Source organism: Pseudomonas sp. PA-4-8C, from assembly GCF_021606625.1.
Classification (GTDB): domain Bacteria; phylum Pseudomonadota; class Gammaproteobacteria; order Pseudomonadales; family Pseudomonadaceae; genus Aquipseudomonas; species Aquipseudomonas lactis.
Window position 1 is genome coordinate 22,264 of record NZ_WKCD01000001.1, and the last position, 12,047, is coordinate 34,310.

Consider the following 12,047-nt stretch of genomic DNA (forward strand, 5'->3'; position numbering starts at 1 on the left):
CGTGCCTCCGTTGCCTACAAGGTCAGTCAGAATTGACGCATTTACTGCAAGGTCAACGCCCCATAAGGTCGTAGGACAGCAGAGGCATCATTCTGGGGAAGGGCACTTGCTGTGTGTGGGATCAGTGAGGTCTGCCTGGCTGCACGCCAGCAGGAAGGCTCGCTGTTGATAACTACAAACAAGGACGGGGAACGTCATGCGCCATACCACCGTTGTATCCGCTCTGTTTGCCACCAGCCTGCTGGCCGTGGCCACGATGGGCCAAGCCGCCGAGAAGAAGAGCCTGGTGTTCTGCTCCGAAGGCAGCCCGGCAGGGTTTGACACTGCGCAATACACCACCGCCACCGACAACGATGCGGCGGAGCCTTTGTATAACCGTTTGGTGGAGTTCGAAAAAGGCGCCACCGACGTCGTCCCTGGGCTGGCAACCAAGTGGGATATTTCCCCAGATGGCCTGACCTACACCTTCCACCTGCGTGAAGGGGTGAAGTTCCACAGCAACAAGGAATTCAAGCCGACGCGGGACTTCAACGCCGACGACGTGCTGTTCACCTTCAACCGCATGCTTGACCCCGAGCACCCGTTCCGTAAGGCCTACCCCACCGAGTTTCCGTACTTCAACGGGATGAGCCTGAACAAGAACATCGCCAAGGTCGAGAAAACAGGCCCCTACACCGTGGTGATGACCCTGAACACGGTCGACGCCGCGTTCGTGCAGAACATCGCCATGAGCTTTGCCGCAATCCTTTCGGCCGAATACGCCGAGCAGCTGCTCAAGCAAGGCCGGCCCAGCGACATCAACCAGAAGCCGATCGGCACCGGCCCGTTCGTGTTCCAGCGTTACCAGAAAGACTCGCAGATTCGCTACGTGGGCAACAAACAGTACTGGGACCCGAGCCGCGTCAAGCTGGACCAGTTGATCTTCGCCATCAACACCGACGCGTCGGTGCGCGTGCAAAAACTTAAGGCCGGCGAATGCCAGGTCACCCTGCATCCACGCCCCGCCGATGTCGAAGCCCTCAAGGCCGACCCGAACCTGCAACTGCTGACCAAGCCGGGCTTTAACCTCGGCTACATCTCCTACAACGTGCGCCACAAGCCGTTCGATCAGTTGGAAGTACGCCAGGCGCTGGACATGGCGGTGAACAAGCAGAGCATCCTCAATGCTGTGTACCAGGGCGCCGGGCAACTGGCGGTCAACGCCATGCCGCCGACGCAGTGGTCTTACGACGACAGCATCAAGGATGCCGCCTACAACCCGGAAAAAGCCAAGGAGTTGCTCAAGGCCGCCGGCGTCAAGGAAGGCACCGAGATCACCTTGTGGGCCATGCCGGTACAGCGCCCGTACAACCCCAACGCCAAGCTGATGGCCGAGATGCTGCAGAACGACTGGGCCAAGATCGGCCTCAAGGTCAAGATCGTCAGCTATGAGTGGGGCGAGTACATCAAACGCACCAAGAACGGTGAGCACGATGTCAGCCTGATCGGCTGGACCGGCGACAATGGTGACCCGGACAACTGGCTCGGCACCCTCTACAGCTGCGACGCCATCGGCGGGAACAACTACTCCATGTGGTGCGACCCGGCGTACGACAAGCTGATCAAGCAAGCCAAGGTCGTGACCGACCGCGAACAAAGGACTGTTCTGTACAAACAGGCGCAGCAACTGCTCAAGCAGCAGGTGCCGATCACGCCTATCGCCCACTCGACGGTCAACCAGCCGTTAAGCGCCAAAGTCGAAGGCTTCAAGGTAAGCCCCTTCGGCCGCAACGTGTTCTCGGGCGTCAGCATCAACCCATAAGACAATAACCGGATGGCGGGGAGCGAAATCGGCTCCCCGGCAAACGTGCAGGCTTTTGTTGGGAAATTTCCTACGCCAAACGTTTGCAATAGCTTGAACGAGTTCCACACCCAATAGCCGGATCACCCAAAAAGACCGGCATTAAAAAAGAGAACCAAAGGAGCTTCACCCATGAAACTGAGCAGCAAAGCGCTTCTGGCCTTGGCCATCAGCAGCATCACGGCCACCGCCTACGCTGAAACGCAAAGCCAGGACTTCGTTCCTACCACCCTGGCCGGCACCAGCGCCCAAAGCGAGGCCAAAGGCTTTATCGAAGATTTCAGCCTGGGCGGCACCACGCGTAACTGGTACTCCCATGAAAGCAAATACCGTGGGGGCACCTTCTCGTACCAGAAACACGGCCAGACCCTGACCGATCGCAACCGTACCAACTGGGTGCAAGGCACCATCCTCAACGCCAGCTCGGGTTTCACCCAGGGCACCGTTGGGGTCAAGACTGAAGTGGCGGTGTACAACGCCCTGGTGCTGGACCGCAGCAAGCGTGATATCAAAGGCGGCTCCAACCGTACCCTGGCCGACTCCAACGGCGACGCCGTCGACCAGTGGAGCAAACTGGGCCTGGCCAACGTGCAATTCCGTGTGTCCAACACCACACTGACCGCCGGTCGCCAGAACTTCAGCAGCGGCATCGTCGACACCATCGGCAACCGTGCCCTGCCTTCCAGCTTCCAGGGTGTGAGCTTCAACAGCGAAGAGTTCAGCAACCTGTCGTTCCAGGGCGGCGTGTTCGACCGCGTTTCGCCACGTAGCGAGCAGAGCCTGTCGAAATTCCGTAGCGAATACGGTAATGGCGCAGAAACCGACAAAGTGTCGACCCTGGGTGTGAACTACCAGCCGCTGAAAAGCCTGAAGACCAGCTTCTTCGCCGCTAACGTGAAGGACTTCTGGAACCAGTACTACTTCGGCGCCACCCACGAGCTGGGCGACGCGCAGCAGTTGGGCCTGACCACCGGCTTCAACTACTACAAGACTGTCGATGAAGGCAAAAAAGAGATGGGGGAAATCGACAACGATACCTTCTCCCTCTCCCTGGGCCTGACTCACCAGGCACACAGCCTGACCTTCGGCTACCAACAAGTGAACGGTAACGAGTACTTCGACTACCTGCACGAAACCAACGGTATCTACCTGGCCAACTCCCTGACGTCTGACTTCAACGGCCCGAACGAGAAATCCTTCCAGATCGCCTATGCCATCAATATGGCTGAATACGGCGTACCTGGCCTGAAGTTCAACGCCTACTCGGCACGCGGCTGGGGCATCGACGGCACCCACTACACCGGCAACAACGGCCGGGCCAAGTTTGCCTACGACGGCATCCAGTCCCAGGACGGCGAGAAGCACCAGGAATACGGTGTAGGCGCCTCTTACGCGCTGCAGAGCGGCCCACTCAAAGCCACCACCGTGCGCGCAACCTATGTTGAGCACCGTGGCAGCGAGTTCCAGTCCGACGGCAGCATCAAAGAGTTCCGTCTGGTTACCACCATCCCGTTCAACATCCTTTAATTAGTGCCAGGCAGGCGGCGAGCTCAGGACGAGCCCGCCGCCTACGCTTTTCTGGCTCCATCGATTGCAGAGGGCTCTGAATGAAAATGCTCCCGCTACAAGCCGCCATGGCTGCCGCGCTGTTGAGCGTGGCGATCGGCGTTTCGGCCAAACCGCTGGTGGTCTGCACCGAAGCCAGCCCGGAAGGTTTCGACCCGGTCCTGTACACCACTGCCGTGACCGCCGATGCCGCCGCTGAAACCATGTTCAACCGCCTGGTGGACTTCAAGCCCGGCACCACAGAAGTGGTGCCCGCCCTGGCCAAAGACCTGCCGGAAATCAGCGCCGATGGCCTGACCTACACCTTCCACCTGCGTGACGACATCAAGTTCCACACCACCGACTATTTCAAACCCACGCGCAACTTGAACGCCGATGATGTGCTTTGGAGCTTCCAGCGCCAGCTGGACCCGAATCATCCTTGGCATAACAAGTCCCTCGTGGGCTACCCGTACTTCGAAAGCATGGGCTTCAAGGAACTGCTCAAGAGCGTAGAGAAGACCGATGATCACACCGTCGTCTTTACCCTGACCCGTCCTGAAGCTCCGTTCCTGGCCGATCTGGGCATGGCATTCTCTTCAATCCACTCGAAGGAATACGCCGACCAGTTGCTCAAGGCCGGCAAGACCGAAGATCTCAATGCCAAGCCCATCGGCACTGGCCCGTTCATCTTCACCCGTTATCAGAAAGACGCCCAGGCGCGCTTCAAGGCCAACCCGGACTACTTCCGCGGCAAGCCGGCGGTCGACCCGCTGATTCTGGCGATCACCACCGATAACAACGTGCGGCTGCAGAAGCTCAAGGCCAACGAATGTCAGATCGCGTTGTTCCCCAAGCCGGATGACATTCCAAGCATCAAGAAAGACCCGAACCTGAAGGTCGATGAACTGGCGGCGATGACCACCAGCTACACCGCATTGAACACCACTCGCAAATACATGAGCGATGCCCGGGTACGTCACGCGATCAACATCGCGTTCGACAAGGCCGGTTATACCGAAGCGCTGTTCGGCAAAGGCAATGCAGTCGTGGGCACCGGCCCGTATCCGCCGACCTTGCTGGGTTTCAGCGAAAAGCTGAAGAACCCACCCCGTGACCTTGACAAGGCCCGCGCCCTGCTCAAGGAAGCCGGCGTGCCGGAAGGTACCGAGTTCACGCTGTTCACCCGTAACGGCGGCGGTCCGACCAACCCCAACCCGATGCTCGGCGCCCAGCGTATGCAGGCGGATCTGGCGCAGGTTGGCCTGAAGGTCAATATCAAAGTCATGGAATGGGGCGAAATGCTCAAGCGCGCTAAAAACGGCGAGCACGACATGGTTTCGGCAGGCTGGGTCGGTGATAACGGCGACCCGGATAACTTCCTCACCCCGAACCTGAGTTGCGATGCAGCCAAAAACGGCGAAAACTACGCCCGCTGGTGTAACAAAGAGTTTCAGGACTTGATCGACAAAGCCCGTGCAATCGCGGAACCGGCCGAACGGGCCGCGCTCTATGAACAAGCACAGGATGTCTTCGAAAAAGACCAACCATGGCTTCCCATGGCTTACCCGAAACTGTTCACCGCCATGCGCAAGAACGTAGAAGGCTTCACCCAAAGCCCTCTGGGTACAAATAACTTCGCCACCACCCAGGTGAAGTAAATAAGAAAAACGCTCGGCATCGTCGACACTGACGGTGCCGAACCTGCCTAACCGGCTGATTGAGGTACACACCAAGATGTTTAGTTTTATTGCCCGCCGACTGGGGTTATTGATCCCCACGTTCTTCGGCATCACGTTGCTGACCTTTGCGTTGATTCGCATGATTCCAGGCGACCCCGTAGAAGTCATGATGGGCGAGCGACGGGTTGACCCCGAAATGCACGCACAGGCAATGGAGCGCCTTGGCCTTAACAAGCCGCTGTATGCGCAATACCTGGACTATGTCGGCAAGCTCGCCCAGGGCGACCTTGGCGAATCGCTGCGCACGCGCACCAGCGTGTGGACCGAGTTCACCGCCCTCTTCCCCGCGACCCTGGAACTGTCCATGGCCGCGCTGTTGTTCGCCGGTATCCTGGGCCTGTTGGCCGGGGTGATCGCGGCACTCAAGCGAGGATCCCTGTTCGACCATGGGGTGATGGGCATCTCCCTGGCGGGGTACTCGATGCCGATCTTCTGGTGGGGCCTGATCCTGATCATGTTCTTCTCGGTGAGCCTGGGCTGGACCCCGGTTTCGGGGCGTATCGACCTGCTCTATGACATCGAGCCACGCACCGGTTTCATGCTGATCGACACCTTGCTGGCTGACGAGCCGGACGCGTTCTGGGATGCGTTGCACCACTTGATCCTGCCGGCCATCGTGCTCGGCACCATCCCGCTGGCGGTGATCGCGCGCATGACCCGTTCGTCGATGCTCGAAGTGCTGCGTGAGGACTACATCCGCACCGCCAAGGCCAAGGGCCTGTCGCCGGCTCGCGTGGTGTTCGTGCACGGCCTGCGCAACGCGCTGATCCCGGTACTCACCGTGGTCGGCCTGCAAGTCGGCACACTGCTGGCCGGTGCGGTACTGACCGAAACCATCTTCTCGTGGCCCGGCATCGGCAAATGGCTGATCGAAGCCATTGGCGCGCGGGACTACCCGGTGGTGCAAAACGGCATTCTGCTGATCGCCTGCCTGGTGATCCTGGTGAACTTCGTGGTGGATATCCTCTACGGCTTCGCCAACCCACGCATCCGTCACCAGCGCTGAGATCATGACCATGACCACACCTACTCAAGTGTCAGCAGTCGATCAGAGCCTGCTGTACCCGTCCCCGTACAAAGAATTCTGGCAAGCCTTCTCCAAGAACAAAGGCGCGGTTGCCGGCCTGCTGTTCATGTTGCTGATCGTGTTCTGCGCGATCTTCGCCCCGTGGGTTGCCCCGCATAACCCCAGCGAGCAATACCGCGACTTCCTGCTGACGCCGCCGGCGTGGCTGGAAGGCGGGCAGATGCAGTTCCTGCTGGGCACCGACGAACTGGGCCGTGACTTGCTCTCGCGCCTGATCCAGGGCTCGCGCCTGTCGTTGCTGATCGGCTTGTCGTCGGTGGTGATGTCGCTGATCCCGGGCATCCTGCTGGGCCTGTTCGCCGGGTTCTTCCCGCGCTTGCTGGGCCCGACCATCATGCGCCTGATGGACATCATGCTGGCCCTGCCGTCGCTGCTGCTGGCCGTGGCGATTGTCGCCATCCTCGGCCCTGGCCTGATCAACACCGTGATCGCCATCGCCATCGTGTCGCTGCCGTCCTACGTGCGTCTGACCCGCGCCGCAGTAATGGGCGAACTGAACCGCGACTACGTAACTGCCGCCCGCCTCGCTGGCGCCGGCCTGCCACGCCTGATGTTCATCACCGTGCTGCCTAACTGCATGGCACCGCTGATCGTACAGGCGACCTTGAGCTTTTCCTCGGCGATTCTCGATGCCGCGGCCCTGGGCTTCCTCGGCCTTGGCGTACAACCGCCAACCCCTGAGTGGGGCACCATGCTGGCTTCGGCCCGTGACTACATCGAACGCGCCTGGTGGGTCGTGAGCCTGCCTGGCTTGACCATTTTGCTCAGCGTGCTGGCAATCAACTTGATGGGTGACGGCCTGCGCGATGCGCTGGACCCGAAACTCAAGAACGCCGCCTGAGGAGATTCCCATGTCACTGTTAGAAATCAAGAATCTCAACGTGCGCTTCGGCGACAAGACCGCCGTGCCGGTGGTCGATGGCCTCGACCTGTCCGTCGACAAAGGCGAAGTCCTGGCGATCGTTGGCGAGTCGGGTTCGGGTAAATCCGTGACCATGATGGCGCTGATGGGCCTGATCGAGCATCCCGGCATCGTCACCGCCGATGCGCTGAACTTCGACGGCAAGGACATGCTCAAGTTGAGCAACCGCCAGCGCCGCCAGATTGTCGGCAAAGACCTGGCGATGGTATTCCAGGACCCGATGACCGCGTTGAACCCCAGCTACACCGTGGGTTTCCAGATCGAAGAAGTGCTGCGCCTGCATCTGAAAATGTCCGGCAAACAAGCGCGCAAACGCGCCATCGAGCTGCTGGAAAAGGTCGAGATCCCAGGCGCTGCCAGCCGTATGGATGCCTACCCGCATCAACTGTCCGGCGGTATGAGCCAGCGCGTGGCAATTGCCATGGCGATTGCCGGCGAGCCCAAACTGCTGATCGCCGATGAACCGACCACCGCGCTGGACGTGACCATCCAGGCGCAGATCATGGAACTGCTGCTGGCCCTGCAAAAAGAGCAGAACATGGGCCTGGTGCTGATCACTCACGACCTCGCGGTCGTGGCTGAAACCGCCCAGCGCGTGTGCGTAATGTACGCCGGCCAAGCCGTGGAAGTCGGCCAGGTGCCGCAGCTGTTCGACATTCCGGCACACCCGTACAGTGAAGCGCTGCTCAAGGCGATTCCCGAGCACAGCCTCGGTGCTACGCGCCTGGCCACGCTGCCGGGCATCGTACCCGGCCGCTATGACCGTCCGCAGGGTTGCCTGCTGTCGCCGCGCTGCCCGTATGTGCAGGACGCCTGCCGCGCCCAGCGGCCGGGCCTTGACCCGAAAAGCAACAGCCTTGCCCGCTGCTTCTACCCGCTGAACCAGGAGGTGGCGTAATGGCCGTCGTACTTACCGCCCGCGACCTCACCCGTCACTACGAAGTGTCCCGTGGCCTGTTCAAGGGTCACGCCACCGTGCGTGCCCTTAATGGCGTGTCTTTTGAGCTGGAAGCCGGCAAGACCCTCGCCGTGGTGGGCGAGTCGGGCTGTGGCAAATCCACCCTGGCCCGTGCCCTCACGCTGATTGAAGAGCCCTCGTCGGGCTCGTTGAAAATTGCCGGGCAAGAAGTGGCCGGCGCCGACAAGGCCCAGCGCAAGCAATTGCGCAAAGACGTGCAGATGGTGTTCCAGAGCCCCTATGCCTCGTTGAACCCACGCCAGAAAGTCGGTGATCAACTGGCGGAGCCGTTGCTGATCAACACCAACCTGTCGGCCGCTGAGCGCCGCGAGAAAGTGCAGGCGATGATGAAGCAAGTGGGCCTGCGCCCTGAGCATTATCAGCGCTACCCGCACATGTTCTCCGGCGGCCAGCGCCAGCGCATCGCGTTGGCCCGGGCGATGATGCTGCAGCCCAAAGTGCTGGTGGCCGATGAACCGACCTCGGCGTTGGACGTGTCGATCCAGGCCCAGGTGCTTAACCTGTTCATGGATTTGCAGCAGGAATTCAACACCGCCTACGTGTTCATCTCCCACAACCTGGCGGTGGTGCAGCACGTTGCCGATGATGTGATGGTGATGTACCTCGGCCGCCCGGTTGAAGTGGGCCCCAAGGAAGACATCTACGCACGCCCGCTGCACCCTTACACCCAGGCGCTGCTGTCGGCCACCCCGACCATCCACCCCGACCCAAGCAAGCCGAAGATCAAGATCGTCGGCGAACTGCCCAACCCACTGAACCCGCCGCCTGGCTGCGCGTTCCACAAGCGCTGCCCATATGCGACGGCGCGTTGCAGCAGTGAGGAGCCGCTGTTGCGTCCGTTGGATAACCGGCAGGTGGCATGCCACTACGCGGAGCAATTCGTGGCCTGAAGCAACACAACCTCCCCTGTAGGAGCGAGCTTGCTCGCTCCTACAGGCGCAGCGGTTTAAATGAGCTCCATCGCCCTTCCCGCCAGATTGCGCATCAGTCTGGCCGGAGGGGCTTTTTTTGCGCGGTTGTAACAAAAAACATACCGTTTGAATCTATGCCAAAAGCCCTGAAAACATTGAGCCAGACCGTTTTGAAAAGTGTATAGATTGTAAATGCAATTTACTTCTGTTTGAGAATCAATACCATTACGGCGCACGGAGAGCGCTGGATACACGAAAAAATTCAGACGCCTCTCGTTCAATCGCCCCTCCTAAAGGACTTTGTGGACATGTCGTCTCAATTCAGGCTCAGCCATCTCTCGCTGGCGTTTATCGCTACCCTTTCGTCCCCCGCGCTACTGGCGCAGGGTGTGGAAAAAGAGCGCGACAAAGTGCCGATCCAAGCGACAGACCTGCCTGTGGATGGCACGCCCCAAGCCCTGGTGCTGGGCGAGACACGTGTACTGGGCACCGCCGCCGAAGAACTCAAGCAAGCGCCCGGCGTGTCGATCATCACCGCCGAAGACATCAAGAAACGCCCGCCCACCAACGACCTGTCGGAGATCATCCGCCGCGAGCCGGGTGTGAACCTGACCGGCAACAGTTCCAGCGGCAGTCGTGGCAATAACCGCCAGATCGACCTGCGCGGCATGGGCCCGGAAAACACCCTGATTCTGATCGATGGCAAGCCATCCACCTCGCGCAACGCGGTGCGTTACGGCTGGAGCGGTGACCGTGATACCCGTGGCGAAACCAACTGGGTACCGGCCGAAGAAGTCGAACGCATTGAAATCCTGCGCGGCCCGGCCGCCGCCCGTTATGGCTCCGGTGCCATGGGCGGTGTCATCAACATCATCACCAAACGCCCCACCGACCAACTGCACGGCTCGCTGACCGCCTACACCGCCTTCCCCGAAAACGATGCCGAAGGCGCGAGCAAGCGCACCAACTTCAACCTCAGCGGCCCATTGACTGACACCCTGGCGTTCCGCGTCTATGGCGGCCTGAACAAGACCGACGCCGATGACGCCGACATCAACCGTGCAGCGCAATCGACGCCGGACTCGTTGGTAGCCGGCCGCGAAGGTGTGCGCAACAAAGACGTGAATGGCTTGCTGAGCTGGCAGTTCACCCCCGAGCAAACCCTCGACCTGGAAGCCAGCTACAGCCGCCAGGGCAATATTTTCGCCGGCGATACCATGCTCAACGGCGGTGGCACGTTCGTGGAAAGCCTGGTGGGCAAGGAAACCAGTGTGATTCAACGCAGCAGCTTTTCTGCCACCCATCGCGGCGAATTCGACTGGGGTTCGACCCTGGCCTCGCTGACCCACGACCTGACCCGCAACGAACGCCTCAACGAAGGCCTGGCCGGTTCCGGCGAAGGCGCGCCCTCCGCCAGTGCAGGCCGTTTCGAGTCCCGCTTGCGCAACACGCGGGCCACGGCCGAGGTCAACCTGCCCCTGAGTTTCGGCGCCGAACAGGTGTTGACCCTGGGCAGCGAATACCTCTACGAGTCGATGAACGACCCAGGCTCGTTGCGCCCGCAAAGCTATGACCCGGGCACCGGCGGCGTCCCCGCCATCCCGGGCGTCAGCCGCAACAGCACCAAGACCACCGCCTCAAGCTACGCCTTGTTTGCCGAGGACAACATCGAGCTGGGCAGCAAGACCGTGATCACGCCTGGCTTGCGCTTCGACGACCATGAGGAATACGGCGGCAACTGGAGCCCCAGCTTCAACGCTTCGCACCAGTTGACCGACGAACTGAGCATCAAGGGCGGCATTGCCCGCGCCTACAAGACCCCTAACCTGTACCAGTCCAACCCGAACTATTTGCTCTACAGCCGTGGCAATGGCTGCAACGCCAGCGAAGCCAACATGGGCGGTTGCTACCTGGTGGGCAACCGCGATCTGAAGCCGGAAATCAGCGTCAACAAGGAGATTGGCTTGGCTTTCGACAAAGGCAACTGGCGCACCAGTGCGACGTACTTTCGTAATGACTACAAGAACAAGATCAACGCCAGTAACGAGGCGGCTTTCCGCCTGGGCAACGGCCGACGTGTTCTGGAGTGGGAAAACAGCGGCCCAGCCTTGGTGCAAGGCGTTGAAGGCAACCTGTTCGTCAGCCTGCGCGATGACCTGGACTTGAATACCAACCTGACCTACATGATCGACTCCAAGGACAAGGACACCGGCGAGCCCTTGAGCATCATCCCCAAGTACACCGTCAACACCACGCTGGACTGGCAAGCCACCGACAAGCTGTCCTTCCAGGTCAGCGGCACCTATTACGGTAAGCAGGAGGCGCCGACGCTCAACTCACGTAGCGCCAACAGCTATGACCGCAGCGCCCAGCAGGATGTCGACCCGTACGGGTTGATGGGCCTGAGCAGTGGCTACGAATTCAATAAAAACCTGAGCGTACGCGTGGGCATCAACAACCTGCTGGACAAGCGCCTGTCGCGCAAAGGCAATGCCGAGGATGCCGGTGCCCAGACCTATAACGAACCGGGCCGGGCTTACTTCGCGTCGGTGACCACTTCGTTCTGAAGAAAAGGGCGGCCAATAAAAATGCCTTGGAGGTCCCCTCCAAGGCATTGATTGTTTGAAACGCTTTCTCTTGGCGAGCCTACGTCTGGCTATCGCCTTCGTCTGAGTCGTCGCTGTCGGGCTCTTCGGTGGTCGAGTCATCATCCCCCTCAGTGCCACCTTGGCCTTTATCGCCGGGTTCCGCTTCGGACTTGGCCAACTGCAAGTCCGAGCTCTGGCTACTCGTCACCATGGCTGAGCCATGCACCGGGTTATGCGCCCAGGCCGTCGACATCCCCAACGACAACAGCACCAGCACTTTCATCAACAGCACGACGCGTTGAACAATACTCATGGTCGATTCCGTCCAGTCAGTAAATGGGCCCCGCACGGCAGTCATTAACTGCCACCAGCGTTTAAGCTAGTCGCGATGCCGGTTTACCGCCAATCTCCAGCCTTTTGGAGATCAAAATGT

The 12,047-nt window shown here is 60.2% G+C and carries 9 protein-coding genes; 8 read left to right on the plus strand and 1 reads right to left on the minus strand.

Annotation, left to right across the window (positions count from 1 at the left end; all coding sequences use genetic code 11):
• Positions 1 to 256: 256 nt before the first annotated feature.
• The 8 genes from GIW04_RS00080 to GIW04_RS00115 all read left to right on the plus strand — a co-directional run bounded on the left by GIW04_RS00080 (position 257) and on the right by GIW04_RS00115 (position 11,593).
• A complete protein-coding gene (locus tag GIW04_RS00080; protein WP_373874266.1) occupies positions 257 to 1,801 on the plus strand; it encodes an ABC transporter substrate-binding protein in 1,545 nt (514 codons plus the stop codon).
• A gap of 171 nt (positions 1,802 to 1,972) precedes the next feature.
• Entirely contained in the window at positions 1,973 to 3,367 is a 1,395-nt protein-coding gene (locus tag GIW04_RS00085; RefSeq protein ID WP_003188488.1) for an OprD family outer membrane porin, read from the plus strand.
• 80 nt (positions 3,368 to 3,447) lie between these two features.
• Positions 3,448 to 5,046: an ABC transporter substrate-binding protein gene (locus GIW04_RS00090; RefSeq protein WP_047712581.1), complete on the plus strand. Its 1,599-nt coding sequence runs from the start codon at positions 3,448 to 3,450 to the stop codon at positions 5,044 to 5,046.
• A gap of 76 nt (positions 5,047 to 5,122) precedes the next feature.
• Positions 5,123 to 6,133 carry an ABC transporter permease subunit gene (locus GIW04_RS00095; RefSeq protein WP_003171721.1) on the plus strand — a complete coding sequence of 337 codons (1,011 nt, stop codon included), beginning with the start codon at positions 5,123 to 5,125 and terminating at the stop codon, positions 6,131 to 6,133.
• Between the two features lie 10 nt (positions 6,134 to 6,143).
• Positions 6,144 to 7,055, plus strand: coding sequence for an ABC transporter permease subunit (locus GIW04_RS00100; protein ID WP_003188486.1), 912 nt, complete (start codon positions 6,144 to 6,146; stop codon positions 7,053 to 7,055).
• A 10-nt stretch (positions 7,056 to 7,065) separates the two neighbouring features.
• Positions 7,066 to 8,034, plus strand: coding sequence for an ABC transporter ATP-binding protein (locus GIW04_RS00105; protein ID WP_034134855.1), 969 nt, complete (start codon positions 7,066 to 7,068; stop codon positions 8,032 to 8,034).
• The gene (locus GIW04_RS00110) at positions 8,034 to 9,005 is read left to right on the plus strand and encodes a peptide ABC transporter ATP-binding protein (protein ID WP_003188483.1); all 972 of its coding nucleotides are present in this window, start codon (positions 8,034 to 8,036) and stop codon (positions 9,003 to 9,005) included. The genes GIW04_RS00105 and GIW04_RS00110 overlap by 1 nt, the downstream gene beginning before the upstream one ends.
• A 329-nt stretch (positions 9,006 to 9,334) precedes the next feature.
• Positions 9,335 to 11,593 (plus strand): TonB-dependent siderophore receptor, encoded by a 2,259-nt coding sequence (locus GIW04_RS00115; RefSeq protein WP_120248653.1) that lies wholly within the window; start codon positions 9,335 to 9,337, stop codon positions 11,591 to 11,593.
• A gap of 79 nt (positions 11,594 to 11,672) precedes the next feature.
• Here GIW04_RS00115 and GIW04_RS00120 read toward each other — a convergent pair whose 3' ends face one another.
• Positions 11,673 to 11,927: a hypothetical protein gene (locus tag GIW04_RS00120; RefSeq protein ID WP_120248652.1), complete on the minus strand. Its 255-nt coding sequence runs from the start codon at positions 11,925 to 11,927 to the stop codon at positions 11,673 to 11,675.
• Positions 11,928 to 12,047: the final 120 nt, after the last annotated feature.